This is a genomic window from Agromyces sp. NPDC058484 (assembly GCF_042720415.1).
Classification (GTDB): domain Bacteria; phylum Actinomycetota; class Actinomycetes; order Actinomycetales; family Microbacteriaceae; genus Agromyces.
Genome location: NZ_JBHXMP010000007.1, coordinates 105,712 through 121,190, shown reverse-complemented (window position 1 = coordinate 121,190; position 15,479 = coordinate 105,712). Strand labels below are relative to the sequence as shown.

The window sequence follows — 15,479 nt, the reverse complement described above, 5'->3', positions numbered from 1 at the left end:
CGGTGCTGCAGCTCATCACGCGCGGTCACCGCAGCCGCGCATCACGCGCGGTCAGCGCATCCGCGCATCACGCGCGGTCAGCGCATCCGCTCGCGAAGCGCAGTCGCCGCAGCAGCTCAGGAAGCGTCGTCGCCGGAGGCATCGTGCCGTTCCCGCGCGGGTTCACCGCGCGAGCGCGACAACCTCACCCGCGTGAGCGGCTCCCCGGCCTGCGGCACGGCGGGCCCGACGGCCCGAGGCCAGATGCTCGCCGGCCAGATGGTCGGGGGAGGAGTTTCCGGGACGTGGAACCTGCTCGGGATCCAGGTACGGCGGGGGTATGAACCAACTCCGGCCGGCCCGGATGAGGATGCCCCACCCGTCGGCATGCACACGATGATGATGATGAGCGCAGAGCATAATGCCGTTCTCGAGGTCGGTCGACCCGTCGTCTCGATTCCACCACCGGATGTGGTGCGCCTGCGTGTGCGATGGAGGCCGGTGGCAGCCCGGCCAGGCGCAACCGCCGTCTCGAGCGACGAGCACCGCCTTCTGGGCCGAGCTGAACAACCGCCTCGACCGCCCGAGCTGCACCCGCTCGCAACCCTCGGCCATGTACAACGGAGCGATGCCCGCCGACATGGCCATCTCACGTACCGTGTCGACAGAGATCGGCTGGTCGATGCCGTCGATCGTCGCGTGACCCCGCCCGGAGACGAGGGCAGCGTCGTCGACACGGGCGATGACCATGACCGACCGCAGCGCCGCGGGCGCATCAGAGCTCGACAACGACAGCCGCGCGATGTCGGCGAGCGCATCGGCATTCATCTGGGCGATCGACCGATCTTCGGCGAGCAGCGGATCGAGCATCAGCGGATCGACCTCGGGAGCGCCCGCCGCCGTCGGCGGTGCGTCAGCTGCAGCGACCCCGCGACGCGCATCGCGCGCGGCGTGCAACTCGGCACCGACGAGGGTTTCGATGGCCAGCTTGATCGGTGCGCCGTTAACCGGATCGAACGCGCCGCGCAGGTTCACCATGCCGGCGGCGTCTTGCCAGATCTTCAACGACCGCGCACCACGCAACTCGTCTTCGCGCGGCCTCACGCCGTCGGGGTCGAGATGCGCCTCGAGCTGGCGGATCAGGCGCCGCGTTCCATCGACACCGACGACCGGCGCGCGCTCGACGAGCAGGACCTCGGCGTCGCCGAGCTCGTCGCGATCGGCACGAATCGCGATGCGGTCGAGGAAGCGGCGGATCAGATCGGCAGCATCGATGCTCACCGCGCCCGACTCGAACGCCGCTGCCAGATGAGGATGACGAGCCGGCAGCACCTCGCCGGTGAACGACTGACGCGGCGAGGTCGCCTCGCCGATGGACACCAGACGCGCCGATCGGCATACCTGCCACCGGTCGCCTGCACGATCAGCCGCTTGGCCGTGGCGAAGCCATGCTTCTTGGCCACATCGGACTCGTCACCCGCGCGCGAACGACCCGCAAGCTCGGCCGCGCAGCGCGCCTGCAACACCTGGACACTCCGCTGCAGCTGCGCCAGCGCCTCGGTGGCTCGAACGAGGCCGGCATCGCTCATGACCCGGACATCGGCGCCGACATCGTTCGACTCTGCGAGGAGTGCCCCACTCCAGGCATCCGCCAGATTCGCATGCAACGCCCCCAGAGAGCGGAGGGCCTGCGGCGATTCGGACATGCTTCATTCTCCCAGCTGGACCGCGAGAACGGAAGACACAGTTTCGAATTGTGGAGAACTTCCGTTGCATCCACTTTCGCATTCATATTCGAGAGAGGAAGGAGCGAAAAGAGAAAGAGAGAGAGAGAGAGAGAGAGAAAGAGAGAAAGAGAGCGAGAGAGAAAGACTCACCCGCCGAGCATCGCGCGCCCGAAACGCAGAGGAGAGCGATGCGGAGTGCGGGCCCACCCGATCATGAGCCGCGCAGGATCGCGGACATCTTCTTGCCACGTGCCAACTCGTCGACGAGCTTGTCCATGTATCGGATCTGCTGCATCAGCGGATCGCCGATCTCCTCCACCCGGATTCCGCAGATCACACCGGTGATGAGTGATGCTCCCTGATTGATCTCCGGAGCCTCGGCGAAGAAGGTGCGCAGATCGACCCCTGCGCCGATTGCTCGATCCAGGCCATCGTCGTCGTATCCGGTGAGCCAGCTGATGACCTGGTCCAGCTCATCCTTGCTTCGGTTCTTCCGCTCCACCTTCTGCACGTAGAGCGGATAGATGCTCGCGAAGCTCACCCCGAAGATCCGGTCTTGTGTCGGCATCTGTCCCCTCCGCCGCTGGGATGTGGTTCCGAATCCCCAGCGTACGCGGCCCGTCCGACTCCCACGTCCAGTGCCGACGCTCAGGTGCCGAGTCGACCGATCGCGCTGCCATCCGTCGCAGCCGGTCGGCGTGCTCGACCTCGCAACCGAACGGATGCCGCGATCGCACTCGACCTCGCAACCGAACGGATGCCCCGACCGCACCCTCCCTCGCAACCGAACGGATGCCCCGACCGCACCCTCCCTCGCAACCGAACGGATGCCCCGACCGCACCCTCCCTCGCAACCGAACGGATGCCCCGACCGCACCCTCCCTCGCAACCGAACGGATGCCGCGACCGGCCGCTCGTCCCAGTGTCGGTCGTGACGGGCCAGGATGTGACCGGCGTCGCCCAGGCGCGGCGCAACCCGCGCCATCCGAGCGTGCCCGGCATCGGCGACGGACTCGCGGTGTCGCGCGCGCTGCGCAACCTCGCCGAGCGACTGCTGCACGCGACCGAGAAGGACATCAGCTGCGCCACAGGCGAGCCGGCGCATCTGCACCGGTAGTGCCGGGTGCTGCAACGGTCGCTGCGCGTCGACAGGCTCCGCTCGATAGGCTCAGGGAGCGGTCGAAGCCAGCTCGAGCACCTCGAGCGCGTACGTCCACGAGATGCGCTCCTGTTCGAGCCGCAACCCGCCCTCGGCGGCCAGCCGCTCGAGCACCCGTACCTCATCCGCGGTGAGCAGGTCGATAGCGCCCGCCGCGGGCCGCTTCTCGACGACGACCAGGTCGCTGAAGCGGTCGAGCGTCGCGTCGTCCATGAGCGCGCTCGTGACATCAGGTACGACCGCGCGGATAGTGTGCAACGCCCGGAACCCGTCGGAGTCGAGATCGCCCCAGTAGATGACACGTGCGTCGCGTATCCACGGCACATCGCCGAGTCGCGCCACCGCGTACCCCGATCCGTGCACGACCACCGCGCCGCGCAGCGGCGGCATCGCGAGCACGGTCTCGAGGTTCTCGAATACGAAGACGACGCCGGGCGAGATCGACAGCGAGGCGAGCTGGGCGATCGGTGCGGCAAGATCTTCGAGGCCGCCCGGTCGGCATGCCGGATCGAGGAACCGCACGCGAATCGTCGACTGCGATTCGGAGAGTCCGAGCGAGGCGCTGCCGGTCACGGCCGCCGTGAACGCCTCGACGACACGACGGCGCCCTTCGAGCCACTTGGTGTCGATCCCGCGGATGGGCAGTTCACGCACGCGACGGCCGGACGAGGGATTCGCTGCGAGCCATTCGACGACGTGCAGCAGCGTGGCGAACTCATCGACCCGGTAGTCGATGAGCGCGCGCCACTCCGCCCGGACCGCGTCGGCCACGGACGCGCCATCGAAACGTCGGCGCACCTCGCGCGAACGCTCAGCCAACCGGCGCCAGTCGCGCCCGACCGCAGCACCGGCGAAGTCGGCGATCGCCTCGGCACCGGTGAGCACCAGACGCTCCGGCACGAATTGGGCGCCGACGCTCGGCCAGCGCCGCTCGGCCCAGGCCACGCGAGGCGCGCCGTCGTGTTGCTCGCCGCTCGGTGAACTCTCGACCGAACGCCGCTTCTCGACCGAACGCCGCTTCTCGACCGAACGCCCCTGCTCAACCGAACGCCGCTCCTCGACCGAACGCCACTCCTCCACCCACGCGACAGCCCCCGGCAGCCCCGCCAGCGCCTCGCGTTCGGATGGCGGCCGCAGCGCGATCTCGAGCGAGGCATCCGGGGTCTCACCGCGCGCGAGCGCGGCCGCCCAATCGCGCTGCGAGCGTTCGACGATGCGGGCCGCTCGCGCCCGTGCACCAGCGACCGTCACCATCGACGCGGCCATCAGTCCTCCAGGTCGAAGGCGAGGTTCGCGATCTGCGAGAGCTTGCGCGTCGGGTTGTCGATCGTCGTCACGGCGCCGACGTAGGGTTCGATCGTCTGCAGCAGCTTCTGCGGGGTGGCGAGCAGCATCTGGAAGCCGAACTCGACGAAGACGTCCATCGCCATTCGCGTGTAGCGGCTGTCGGCCTTGTCGAACGCCTCGTCGAGGATGATCGTCGCGTACGACGGCAGGTGGTCTTCATCGGCGGTGAGCTGGTACCGCAGGGCCGCGGCGAGGCAGAACACGACGAGCTTCTGGCGCTGGCCGCCCGAGAGCCCTGCGCTCGATTCGTGCAGGTTGACGACGCGGCCGCCCCGGTCGATCTCCTTCGCGAGGAAGGTCACGTGCTCGCGCGTGTCGAGGCAGCGGCGACGCCAGGCGAGGTCGGCGTTCTCGCTCGAGCCGAGCTTCGTCATCACCTTCTTGAGCACGCCGAACCGGCGTTCGGCCGAGTCGAGGCTCTCGTCCTCCCAGCTGCCCTGCGTGATGGTCTGCAGGTCGGCGAGGAACTCGGTGACCTCGCTCGACCGCTGCACCCTGACCTCGATGCGCAGGAACCGGTCGTGGTCGAACGGCGAGGTGCCGAGCGAGGCGTTGACCGGCGCGATGCGGTCGGCGACCTCTTTCGGGGCGTTGCGCAGGTCGGAGGCGAGCAAGCCCATCTGGTCGCGCGAGCGTTCGCGCAACAGCTTCATGAAGTTGCCCTCGTGCTCGGGGAGCCCGCGCGACACGATGCCCGCGAGCAGCTCGCGGTAGCCGCCGCGGTCGCCGATCTGGGCGGTGAGCTCGGTGGCGGCGGTGCGCCAGTTCGTCTTGAACACGGTCGCACCCTCGACGAAACGCCCCTCCGCAGCGGCCTGACGGCGGCGGGCCGCATCGAGCTCGCGGTGCAACGTCTCGACCGCGAGCCGCCTGGCCTTCTCGAGGGTGTCGCGGGTGAGGCTGCGCTGCTTCTCGCGGTAGCGACGCTCGAGTTCGGTGACATCGGCCTCGTCGATCGAGACGCCGGCGACCCGATCGCCGAGCTCCGCAATCTGCCGATCGAGCGCGGCCGCCCGATCGGTCGCATTGCGCAGATCACCCTCGGCGTTGCTCAGCGCCTTCTGCGCGTCACGAGCTGCGACGATCGCCGCCTCGCGCGCGTCGACGGCGTCGCGAAGCTCGTCGTTGCCCTCGGTCAGCTCCTCGAGGCGGCGCCGCCGCGCCTCGACCTTCGCCTCGGCGCCGGCCCGGTCGAGCTCGGCCCACTCGAGTTGCGCGATCGACGCGAACACGGTTCGCCGGCTGGTGAGCTCGTCGCGGCGCCGCGCCGCGGCCTGCAGCCGGTGGTCGGATGCCTCGAGCTCGCGTGCGACCACCCGTCGGCGTTCGAGCAGCAGCTCGATCTTGGCCTCGTTGTCGGCGCCGAGGATCCAGCGCCGCCGATCGTCGATGCGGAAGCGGTCGTTCTTCTCGTAACGGCGTGCCGACTTCTTGATCTGCCCGCTCAGGGTCACGCCGCGATCGACGGCGTCGAGTTCGTCGACGCTGTCGACGCAGACGAGGTCGAACTCGGCCCCGAGCCGCGCCTGCAGCCACTCGGCGAACGGGCCGTCGACGACGCGGATGCGATGCAGCAGCGAGCGCGCATCGGAGGCCTTGCGCACCGGCGGTGCCACCGCCGGCACGGCTTCGAACACGAGCCTGGCACCGAGGTGCCGACGGTCGACGCGTCGGCGCACCTCGGCGAGCACGTCGTCGCGCACGAGCATTGCGCTCGCGATCGGGTACAGCACGCGCTCGATCGCGCCGGTCCACTCGGCGAACTCGGGCAGCACCTCGACGAGTTCGCCGACGAACGGCAGCGCCTGCTCGGCGAGCCCGAGCTCGTCGGCGAGCTGCTGACGAGCGACGAGCAGCTCGGCCGGCAGGTTGCTTCGCCGGCGCTTGAGCGCATCGAGCTCGGCGTCGACCTTGCGGAGGTCTCGTTGAGCCGTGAAGTACGCGCGGTGGTCGTCGTTGTCGTGCTGCGCCTGCGGCGCCTCGGCGGCGAGCTCACGAGCGGCGGTCTCACGAAGCTCGGCGAACTCGGCGGCGTCGGCGGGCGCGTGGTCGATCTCGACCGAACGCAGCGTCTCGGCGAGCCGCCGCCAGCGCTTCTCGGTCTCGTCGGCGGCCTGCCTCGCGAGCCGCAACAACTCGTGCTCGCGCTCGGCGTCACCGCCGCCGAGTTCGAGCGCCCGACGCTCGGCATCGGTGCGTCGCTCTTCTGCGAGCTCGACGGCGGCCTCGCAGCGCGCCACGAGGTCGCGCAGCCTGGCCTCCTCGGCGCGCAGCATCACGCGTTCCTCATCGGCCAGCCGCAGCGTCAGCCGGTCGTGGAACGGGTCGAGCAGCGTGGTCAGCCGGTCGGCCTCGGTCGCGGCATCCGTCGCGGTCTCGTACTCGGCGATGACCGTCTCGAGCGCGCGCAACTCGTCGGCCTGCTTGCGCAGCTCGACGATGTGGGCGTGCGCCCGATCGAGCTCGCCGAACTGCTCGACCGCGCTCTTCGCTCGCGCGAACGTCTTCGGCTCGTCGAGCATGAACGTGCGGAACAGCTGGTCGAGACTGCCCAGGTTCTTCGCCGACTGGGTCTTGTGCAGCAGGTGCAGCGCGTTCTGGTGGTCGATGCCGAAGATGCGCCGGAACTTCGCATAGAACGCGCCGTGCGTGAAGTTCGAGGTGACGGATGCCTCGGGGCGGGCCGCCTTCAGCCGACGGGCCTCGACGCCGCCGGCGACGAACTCGCGCAGCTCGGTGAGCGAGAGGTCGCTGCGGTCGATGAGGCAGAGGTCGCGCAGATCGGACTTGTCGGCCGACACCCCGCGCAGGTGGAACAGCCGCACGAGCGTGACGGGCGCGTCGCGCAGGTTCTCGTAGCGCAGCAGCACGCCGCTCCAGGTGGCGCCGCGTCGCAGGTAGGCGGAGACGGCGCGGTCGTAGGTCTCGTCGGCCTCGTTGCTCCAGGCGCCGCGCACGTAGCTGACGAGGCTGCGGTCGTCGCCCCGGCTCGTCGCGTCCTGGGCGGCGGCGTTGAAGCGCAGCCACTTGTCGGGCGTGAGCACGCACGCGATCGCGTCGAGCAGCGACGACTTGCCCGAGCCCGAGGCGCCCGTGAACAGGTGACCCTTGCGCGCGACGTCGATGCGATGGTGTCCGTCGAACGTGCCCCAGTTGACGAGTTCGATGCGGGCGAGCCGCCACTGGCCGGCGACCGATTCGGCGGGCGCCGGCTGCGTCTCGGTCGGGAACTCGAGCAGGGTCATGCGCTCGCCTTCTCATGATCGTTCTGTTCGCGCTCTTCGCCCGCGCGCTCCTCGCCGCCCGAGATGCGCTCTTCGCCCGCGATGCGCCGGTACTCGCGTTCGATCTGCCGCACATGGTCGGCGTCGACGATGAGCCGCAGCACGGGGGAGATCTCGGCCCGCTCGTCATCGTCGGCGGCACCGGCCTGGTGGATTACCCGGAGCTTGTTCTTCATGTTCATCCACGACGAGTTCATGCGCGAGGCGAAGAGCTTCTCGTCGTGGTCGGCCGGCCGGTATGCGGCGAGCTGCTCGAACACCTCGTCGCGCCCGACGATGACGCGACCCTCGCCCTCGCGCGACAGCAGGATCTGGCGCAGCACGAGCAGCATCGCCGTGTCGAGGAAGCTGAGCGACTCGGTGCGCACGGTGCGCGGCACGGACAGCTCACCCGCGTCGACGTTGCGGACGAACGCGACCTCGCCGACCCGGTCGAGCACGAGCTCGAGGAAGAGCTCGTTCAGCCGGCTGCGGATCGCGGCCTCGTCGGCGAGCAGCGCCGCCCACAGCCCAGGGTTCGCCCGCCCCGAGAGGTACGGCCCCTTGACGAGGTCGAGCAGGGCACGCCGCGATTCGAGGTGCAGCGTGCCGGTGTCGCCCCGCCACAGGCCTTCGGACACGGATGCCTCGGGCACGGATGCCTCGGGCACGGATGCCTCGGGCACGGATGCCTCGGGCACGGCCCCCGTCCCCGCCTCGACGCCGGTCGACTCGGACTCGTTCACAACACCCTCCCGGTGAATCGGTGCATGGGCACGCTCGCGCCGCGCGCGACCCCGTCGACGCCGTACCAGCGGACGCGCTCGACGTCGCCGCCGACGACCCCCTGCACCGCGGCGAGCGCGATGAGGCCGACGACGCTGGCCACGCCCTGCGTCGCCGGGTGCGTCGCGAGCACCTCGCCCACCGTGCACTCGCCGGCGGCTTCGAGCACGTCGTTGATCTGGCCGCGCAACTCGTCGAAGTCGATCTCGGTCTCGCGGGCAAGCGCGCGCAGCGCCTCGAGGTTCGCCACTGCGGTCTCGTGCTCGACGATCGGCGCGGTGGCGTCGAGCTCGGCGGGGTCGTGCAGCCGCACCTGCCCGACCGAGACCATCGGCACGCTCGAGAGCGCGAGCGAGAGCTCGGTCTGCCGGTACGGCTTCACTTCGGTCGAGGCCGGGATGCCGGCGGCGAGGGCCTCGCGGATCGCCGTCTTCAGCACCCGATCGCGCTCGAAGTCGTGCGACTGCACGTAGCGACGCAGGCCGCGGGCGAACGACGTGATGACCTCGTGGATCTCGGCGCTGCGGTCTTTGAGGGTCGTCACGTAGCGGCGCAGGAACCGGCGCTGCGCGGCGCCCAGCGTGTCGGCGAACTCGCGCTCGAGCACCTGCGAGACGTGGTCGTCGAACGCCGCACCGACCTCGGCGTCGAGTACGAGCGCCGAGAACCCGGCGAAGCTGCGACCCTCGTCGGACTCGGCGATGAGGTCGACCCCGCGGAAGATCTCATCGAGCACCGATCGGTGCGAGGCATCCGACTCGAGAATGCCGGTGCGCAGCGAACGGTTGAGCGCCTCGAACTCGGCCCGCACCCGCGCGAAGTCGGCGGGGATCTCTTCGGCCTGCGCGAGGATGTCGCGCACCCGCTCGAGCGCGCGGGCCGGATCGAGGGTGTCGATCTCGCCGGCCGCCACCCGCTCGATCTGCTGCTCGATGTGCTCTCGCTCGGCGTGCAGCTGCGCGAGCCGCCGCGTCGTGTCGGGGTCGGTGTCGACCGCGAGCCGGGCGAGCTGCGACGCGATCGACGACAGCCGCGATTCGGTCGCCGTCTGCCTCGGCTCGGCGAGCTGGTCGAGATACCGGATGCCTCGCAGCGCACCCTGCGACAGCTCATAGGTCTCACCGCGGGCGCCTTCGGCGGCGCGGCGCACGAGATAGCCGGCCTCGCGCCATTCCGCGCAGTAGCCTTGCGCAGTGCGCGGCAAGTCGAAGCCGGCCTCACGCAGGCGGTCGAGGTCGTGGTCGAGCACCTCGAAGAGCTCGTCGGCGGGCATGCGGGTCTGCTCGCCGCCGAGGTGCGCCGAAAGCAGCGACGCGATCACCGGCGCGTTGTCGGCGCGCAGCAGCCGCCAACTCGCATCGTCGTCGAGCAGGCGCGAGAGGGCGAAGCTCGTGGTGGTGACACTCATCGCGCTCCTCCCATGTCGTGAGCCCGTCATCCTTTGTCGTTGTCGGTCCGCACCATGGTAGGTCGAGCCACCGACAGGCGTTGAATCGTCGCGTGCAGGGGTGCCCTCGGGGGATGCGCCCTGCGCGCTGGCCGCTGCACGCCGCCAACGCTACCCTCGCTCGCATGACCTGGATCGACGGCACCACCACCACCGGAGTCCCCTATATCGCCCGCGCGGCCGCCCGCCCCGAGGCACCCACCGTCGTCGGCTGGCACCTGCTCGACCCGCCGAGCTCACCGGCCGCGATGGCCGCGGCGCTCCCGCTCGCCGGACTCGACGCCCATGTCATCTACCTCGGCCTGCCTCTCACCGGCGCCCGCACCGTTCACTCCGGCTTCGAGGAGCTGCTCGCGAGCGGCATCGACATGGTCACCGAGTTCTACGGGCCGATGCACGAGCAGGCGCTCACCGAGTTCCCGGCGGCACTCACCGAACTGCGCGGCCTGCGGGGCGCGTCGGATGCCTCGGCGCTGGCGGTGCTCGGAGGGTCGGCCGGGGCATCCGTCGCCGCCGACGTCGTGGCCACCCACGGTGCCTCGTCTCGGATCGCCGCCGCCGTGCTCATGAACCCGATGCTGCGACTGCGCCCCATGATCGACGCGATGGCGGCGTTCCTGCCCGCGCCGTATCGCTGGTCGGCGGCCGCCGACGCCGTCGCCGCGAGGATGGATTTCGTGGCCCGCGCGCCCGAGCTCGCGGCGAGCGGCGCTCGGCTGCTGGTCATCGAGGGCGCCGACGACGAGCCGCCGATCATCGAGGCGGTGCGGGCGTTCGAACAACTCGGCGTCGGCGAGGTGGAGTACGTCGACGGAGTGGCGCACGCGCTCGCGGAATGGCCCGGCGATGCGGCGGCGCCCCAGACCTCCGCGGCTCGGGAGTACGACCGCAGGGCGGCACAGTGGCTGGAGCGGGTGCTCGACGGCGCGGTGCCGCCCGCCTGAACGTGCAGGCACGATCGCGTTCTGCGATCCGCACGCGAACAGGCGAGAATCGATCGGTGACCATGCCTGACGAACGCTTCCGCCTGCGAATCAGCCTCATCGGCAGCGACCCCGAGATCTGGCGCACCGTCGACATCGACGGCGACCTGCGCCTCGATGAACTGCACGACGTGATCCAGATCGCGTTCGGCTGGCGCGACTCGCATCTGCACGAGTTCGGCGAACTCGACCCGTACGCCCGCGGGCGCGACCTGCCCCGGATCGGGCGCAGATCGCGCCGCTGGATGCCCGCCGAAGAGCTCGCCGAGCAGGCGGACGACCCGTTCCCCGGTGCGGTCGAGCACGCACTCATCGACGAGCAGCACGCACGTGTGGCATCCGTGTTCGATTCCCTCGACGGCCCGCTGTACTACTGGTACGACTTCGGCGACAGCTGGCACCACACGATCGAGCTCATCGAGCGAGAGCGAGCGGATGACCCGCATGCGACGCAGCCGCCGTGGGCGCGCCGCGCTGAGCTGGTGCGCGGCGAGCGCCGCGGCCCGCTCGAGGACTCGGGCGGGGTGGGCGGCTACCTCCAGCTGCTCGATCGGCTGGCCGACCCGACGTCGCCCGAGCACGCCGATGCGGCCGGCTGGGCGCGGTGGATCGCCTGGCCCGAGTCCGATGTCGACGCCGACGAGTTCGACGCCGCGGGCGTCGACCTCGAGCTCGCCCTGCGGTTCGAGCTCGGCAGCGACGTGTCGGGGCTCGTCGTCGCCGACGAGGCATCCGTCGCGCCCGACGCGGCCATCGTCGGCGTGCTCGAGCGCCTGCCCGAGCCGCTGCGGCGCGAACTGCGGCTGCGGTTGCGTCGCACCGGTGCGCTCGCGCCGGTCGCGATCGAAGCGGATGCCGCGGGCCGGATGACGCGCCCGTACTCATGGCTGCTCGGCCGGGTCGGTGATGGGCTGACGCTCACGAAGGCGGGGTGGATGCCGCCGGCGGTCGTGCGCGAGGGGATGGTCGAACTGGGGTGGGCCGACGACTGGATCGGCGCGTCGAATCGTGAAGACAGGACTGCCCCGATGCTGGTGCTGCGCGAGCAGGCCACGCGCCTCGGGCTCGTGCGGGTGCTGAAGGGACGGCTCGTCGCGACCGCCGTCGGCAGGCGGCTGCGCGATGATCCGGTGGCGCTCTGGCGGCATCTCGCCTCGATGCTCGTGACCCGCCCGCGCCACCAGGGGTCGCGCGATGCCGTGCTGCTGCTCGCGATCGAGATCGCCTGCGGAGGGCACACGGAGTCGCGCGGCTACGACGTGGCGATCGCGTGGGGCCTCGACGCGCTCGGCTGGTCGACCGGCGACGGCAGCATCCTCGCGCCATCCGACGCGCACGACCTCACGTGGGATGCGCGGCACGTGCTCGACCAGCTCGGCGTGCTGCGCCGCAAGCGCCGGAACGACGGCCGGCCGACCGACGAGGGCCGCGCGTTCGCGCGCGCGATGCTCGGGGTTGGGTGACCCGGGCGGCGCACCACAGTGCGCACGCGCCACGAATCGTGACGGCACTTGCACTGCAGGATCCGTCGTGAGAGCGTTGCGAATCCCTGGCTCAAACAGTTGCAGAATGCCGTCTGCAATCGTTGCAAGGCACGGTATGCAAGAGTACTTGCTTGTCGACCAATGAGAGGGATCGAGTCCTTGCCGCCGGCATCCGCGATGCGTGGTGCCGCCGTGCTCGCATGGTCACCGGCGACGCTTCAGCGAATCAGCTCGGTTCTCGGATGCTTCGCCCACGCGGCGTCGGCCGTGAGCGCGAACGTCGACAACCGTTCGGCCAGCGCGAGACGCAGCCGATCAGCGAGCGAGAGGTCGGGCGCGGCATCCCCGATCTCGGCTGCCAGCTCGGCGTCGTCGATCGTGACCGCCTCGATGACCAGCGGGTAACTGAGGAGCAGGCCCCGAGGTACGCCAGTAGCGCCGACGCATCGAACACCGTCACGAGGCGAGGTCGCCGCGTGCGGGGGCGCGGCGCTCGTCGAGGAGTTCTCTGACCAGGTCTGCCCCCTCGAGCTGGGCGCGGATGATGCGCTCGGCGTCTTCGCGTGAGGTGAGCACCACACCGGTCGGCGATTCGATCGCGATGAGGGTAGTGCCTTCGACCCAGTTACGACGTGCGCGGATGGCCGTCGGCAGGACGACTCGCCCCTTGTTTCCCACCGTCACCGTGAAGTTGCCACGCATGCTCAGACGGTACCACCGCGGTTCGAGGAAGGTGATCGACATGGATGCATCGTCGCGGATATGAACCCGGCCAGGTGACGCAACGGGCGTACTGTGGAAACGTCGCGGGCCGTCGTCGGGTGTGGAGGAGGACCTCCGCCTCCGACGCCGATCGGGTTCGAGGAGCGGCGGTACCGGCGAGTCGACCATGCTGCCGCCCGGATTCAGGCAGCGGTGTCGGGCTGCTCCGGCTGCCCTGATTGCACATAGTGCTCGGCTGCTCCGACTGCGCGTCGTGCAGGTTCGGCTCCTTCGTGCGCGCAGGCGCCCGCGCGGGCGTCGGTGTTCGTTCTCGACCGTCGTGCTGGTCGGCGAGTCGGGTGGGCGATTTGGTTGCCGGCCGCCAGGTTCGGCCGGGGTCGAGCCAGACCGGTGGTCGGATGTGCGGCACGCCGTGAAACATCCGGATGCCCCAGCCGGAGGTGTCGATGGTGCGATGGTGGAACCAGCAGAGCAAGACGCCGTTGTCGGGGTGGGTGGGTCCGCCGTCGGCGTCGGGGATGACGTGGTGGATCTCGCACCACGACGCCGGCACCGAGCAGCCGGGGATGAGGCAGCCGCCGTCGCGGAGGGTGATCGCGCGGCGTTGGTGCGCGGTGAAGCAGCGTTCGGGTGAGCCGAGGCCGATGATGCGGCCTCGGTCGTCGAAGATCACGGTCTGGGTGCCGCCCGTGCAGATCATGTGCCGGGCGACGCGAAGCGAAACGGGAACGTCGATGCCGTCGGCGTGCGCAGCGCCCCGCCCTGCGGCGAGGTCGGACTCCCGCACGCTCACGAGCACGGTCGGTGCGGCGCCCCCGATGGTCGGGTGCTCGCCCGAGCGCGCAGCGGTGTCGATGATCGCCGCGAGCACGTCATGGCGCTGCTGGTCGGCGGTGCGGGTCTCGGCCTGCCGGGCCAGGTCGGCGCGCTCGGCATCGGTGAGGAACCCGCCGCCCGAGCGCGGCGCCAGGTGGGCGTCGAAGAGCCGCTTCAGCTTGCCGGCGACCTCGGGCATCAGGTCGCCGGTGATCGGGATGAGCCCGTCGCGGGCCCGCCCGAGTCAGAGTCCTCTGCGGCGCATGGCGCGTTCGTCGTCGGGTTCTGTGCCGTCTTGGTCGAGGAAGACCGCCCACGCCTGGGCCTGCACGCGGAGTTCGTCGGCCGTGCATCGCACCGTGCTGCCATCGCTGCGCCCGGTGGCTTCGGCCACGAGCGCCTGCTCGGCCGCGGCGAGCGCGGCCGGGTCGGCGACCACGCGCGTGCGATCGAGTTCGCGGACGATCGTGCCCGCGGCATCCGCCCCCAGCTCGCCTTCGGCCAGTGCCGACGCAACCATCGGGAAGGGCGCATCGAAGGCGTCGCCGGTCAGGCTCGCGCGGGCGCGGGTCGCGGTGCCGAGCATGATGCGTCGCCGAGCTTCGAACCCGGATGCCTCGGTGACGCGCTCGACCAACTCGCCCGCAGACCTGCAGCCCTTGCGGGTCGAGAGCCGCTGATCGCCGAGCTCGACGCGCGACCGCTCGGCGATCTCGCCCGCGACCGCGGCCCGGTGCGCGTCGACGACCCGGCCCACCGCTTCGATCGCGGCCGTGGTGGCGAGCAGCTCGTCATCATGCCAGGCGGCCGGATCACCGAACCCGAACGCGTCGGCCAGCGCCGAGCGAAGCTCGACGAGCCGGTCGCGGGTTTCGGTCATGGGTCCATTCTTGCGGGACCCACCGACATTCGTTCGGGCACAGAAACGGCCGGTCAGCCTGTGAATAACTCTCGCACGCGCTGGCCTGTGGAGGACAAGTCAGGCACGCCCGCGGCATCCGGTGACCCTCTTGAAATAGACGGATGCCGCGGCCTCGACTACGACCGGATCTCGGGCCGAGGCACCGGCACGACGTCGACGAGTTCATCGATTCCGACGAAGTCGCGCGGGTTCGTCGTGTAGAGCGGGAGCGATTGCGACGCAGCAATCGCAGCGATCATGAGGTCGGCGATCCGACGCCTCGGTGTGCGCCCGATTGCCTGCACCGCCGCGGAGATGCGACCGAAAGCCCGGGCGGCATCCGTATCGAACGGGATCGGATCGAACTCGTGCTCCACGCGTTGCAGCGCGTCGATGCGTCGTGCGCGTTCCGCCGCGCTGTCGGCACCCTGTACGAGATGCACGCCTGCCGAGAGTTCGGCCAACGTCACCGCGCAAATGGCCATTTCGAGAGGAAGATCATCCGGGTCGATCCATCGACGCAGGATCACGATGTTCGTGTCGAGCAGCCCTCGTCGGTGTTCAGCGGGCATAGGGGTCGTCGAACGCCGTGTCGATCGCGGCATCCTGGTCGGCCCGGAAGGTCTCGAGGTCGACGGCCGGCGCGGTGCGCGACATGGCCGCGAACTCCGATCGGCTGACGAACCGGCGTCGCCGACGCAGTGGAACGAGTTCGCCGATCTCGTGCCCGTCGCGTGTCACCGTGAACGACTCGCCCCGCTCGACGGCGTCCATGATCTCGCGCGAGCGCATGCGCAGGTCGCGCTGGCTGATCTCACCAGACATGTGCTCATGGTAGCACCACGTAGCACGGTGTGCTATTGA

Annotated in this window: 12 protein-coding genes and 1 pseudogene; 3 read left to right on the top strand and 10 right to left on the bottom strand. The window is 70.1% G+C overall.

Annotated elements, in window-relative coordinates; translation table 11 throughout:
* Positions 1–162: 162 nt before the first annotated feature.
* Positions 163–1,359, bottom strand: coding sequence for a DUF222 domain-containing protein (locus ACFWN7_RS07940; protein WP_376938234.1), 1,197 nt, complete (start codon positions 1,357–1,359; stop codon positions 163–165).
* 558 nt (positions 1,360–1,917) lie between these two features.
* Entirely contained in the window at positions 1,918–2,274 is a 357-nt protein-coding gene (locus tag ACFWN7_RS07935; protein ID WP_376938233.1) for a DUF2200 domain-containing protein, read from the bottom strand.
* 363 nt (positions 2,275–2,637) lie between these two features.
* Between ACFWN7_RS07935 and ACFWN7_RS07930 the strand changes: the two genes are divergently transcribed.
* The gene (locus ACFWN7_RS07930) at positions 2,638–2,823 is read left to right on the top strand and encodes a dsRBD fold-containing protein (protein ID WP_376938232.1); all 186 of its coding nucleotides are present in this window, start codon (positions 2,638–2,640) and stop codon (positions 2,821–2,823) included.
* Between the two features lie 51 nt (positions 2,824–2,874).
* Here ACFWN7_RS07930 and ACFWN7_RS07925 read toward each other — a convergent pair whose 3' ends face one another.
* Genes ACFWN7_RS07925 through ACFWN7_RS07910 form a run of 4 tightly spaced genes read right to left on the bottom strand, consistent with a single transcriptional unit; the run spans position 2,875 to position 9,669 of the window.
* Positions 2,875–4,131: a Wadjet anti-phage system protein JetD domain-containing protein gene (locus ACFWN7_RS07925; RefSeq protein WP_376938231.1), complete on the bottom strand. Its 1,257-nt coding sequence runs from the start codon at positions 4,129–4,131 to the stop codon at positions 2,875–2,877.
* Positions 4,131–7,457 (bottom strand): ATP-binding protein, encoded by a 3,327-nt coding sequence (locus ACFWN7_RS07920; protein ID WP_376938230.1) that lies wholly within the window; start codon positions 7,455–7,457, stop codon positions 4,131–4,133. Before ACFWN7_RS07920 ends, ACFWN7_RS07925 begins: the two co-directional genes overlap by 1 nt.
* Complete coding sequence (locus tag ACFWN7_RS07915; RefSeq protein WP_376938229.1) at positions 7,454–8,221, bottom strand: DUF4194 domain-containing protein; 768 nt, start codon at positions 8,219–8,221, stop codon at positions 7,454–7,456. Before ACFWN7_RS07915 ends, ACFWN7_RS07920 begins: the two co-directional genes overlap by 4 nt.
* Positions 8,218–9,669: a DUF3375 domain-containing protein gene (locus ACFWN7_RS07910; protein WP_376938228.1), complete on the bottom strand. Its 1,452-nt coding sequence runs from the start codon at positions 9,667–9,669 to the stop codon at positions 8,218–8,220. Before ACFWN7_RS07910 ends, ACFWN7_RS07915 begins: the two co-directional genes overlap by 4 nt.
* 164 nt (positions 9,670–9,833) lie before the next feature.
* Here ACFWN7_RS07910 and ACFWN7_RS07905 point away from each other — a divergent pair, with 164 nt between their 5' ends.
* Together ACFWN7_RS07905 and ACFWN7_RS07900 are read left to right on the top strand one after the other, a co-directional pair.
* Positions 9,834–10,652 (top strand): hypothetical protein, encoded by an 819-nt coding sequence (locus ACFWN7_RS07905; protein WP_376938227.1) that lies wholly within the window; start codon positions 9,834–9,836, stop codon positions 10,650–10,652.
* A gap of 62 nt (positions 10,653–10,714) precedes the next feature.
* A complete protein-coding gene (locus ACFWN7_RS07900; protein ID WP_376938272.1) occupies positions 10,715–12,154 on the top strand; it encodes a plasmid pRiA4b ORF-3 family protein in 1,440 nt (479 codons plus the stop codon).
* Positions 12,155–12,800: 646 nt separating this feature from the next.
* On the opposite strand, the gene ACFWN7_RS07895 is transcribed toward ACFWN7_RS07900, so the two are convergent.
* The 4 genes and pseudogenes from ACFWN7_RS07895 to ACFWN7_RS07880 all read right to left on the bottom strand — a co-directional run bounded on the left by ACFWN7_RS07895 (position 12,801) and on the right by ACFWN7_RS07880 (position 15,440).
* Complete coding sequence (locus ACFWN7_RS07895; protein WP_376938271.1) at positions 12,801–13,466, bottom strand: HNH endonuclease signature motif containing protein; 666 nt, start codon at positions 13,464–13,466, stop codon at positions 12,801–12,803.
* Between the two features lie 24 nt (positions 13,467–13,490).
* Positions 13,491–14,594: pseudogene (locus ACFWN7_RS07890) on the bottom strand (DUF222 domain-containing protein); the annotation flags it as partial.
* Between the two features lie 158 nt (positions 14,595–14,752).
* The gene (locus ACFWN7_RS07885) at positions 14,753–15,187 is read right to left on the bottom strand and encodes a type II toxin-antitoxin system VapC family toxin (RefSeq protein WP_376938226.1); all 435 of its coding nucleotides are present in this window, start codon (positions 15,185–15,187) and stop codon (positions 14,753–14,755) included.
* A complete protein-coding gene (locus ACFWN7_RS07880; RefSeq protein WP_376938225.1) occupies positions 15,177–15,440 on the bottom strand; it encodes a type II toxin-antitoxin system Phd/YefM family antitoxin in 264 nt (87 codons plus the stop codon). The genes ACFWN7_RS07885 and ACFWN7_RS07880 overlap by 11 nt, the downstream gene beginning before the upstream one ends.
* Between the last annotated feature and the right edge of the window lie 39 nt (positions 15,441–15,479).

Bases quoted from the DNA above. Each gene is read 5' to 3' on its own strand.
- ACFWN7_RS07935 (WP_376938233.1), bottom strand. From the start codon at position 2,274: ATGCCGACACAAGACCGGATCTTCGGGGTGAGCTTCGCGAGCATCTAT.
- ACFWN7_RS07925 (WP_376938231.1), bottom strand. From the start codon at position 4,131: ATGGCCGCGTCGATGGTGACGGTCGCTGGTGCACGGGCGCGAGCGGCC.
- ACFWN7_RS07920 (WP_376938230.1), bottom strand. From the start codon at position 7,457: ATGACCCTGCTCGAGTTCCCGACCGAGACGCAGCCGGCGCCCGCCGAA.
- ACFWN7_RS07910 (WP_376938228.1), bottom strand. From the start codon at position 9,669: ATGAGTGTCACCACCACGAGCTTCGCCCTCTCGCGCCTGCTCGACGAC.
- ACFWN7_RS07905 (WP_376938227.1), top strand. From the start codon at position 9,834: ATGACCTGGATCGACGGCACCACCACCACCGGAGTCCCCTATATCGCC.
- ACFWN7_RS07900 (WP_376938272.1), top strand. From the start codon at position 10,715: ATGCCTGACGAACGCTTCCGCCTGCGAATCAGCCTCATCGGCAGCGAC.
- ACFWN7_RS07885 (WP_376938226.1), bottom strand. From the start codon at position 15,187: ATGCCCGCTGAACACCGACGAGGGCTGCTCGACACGAACATCGTGATC.
- ACFWN7_RS07880 (WP_376938225.1), bottom strand. From the start codon at position 15,440: ATGTCTGGTGAGATCAGCCAGCGCGACCTGCGCATGCGCTCGCGCGAG.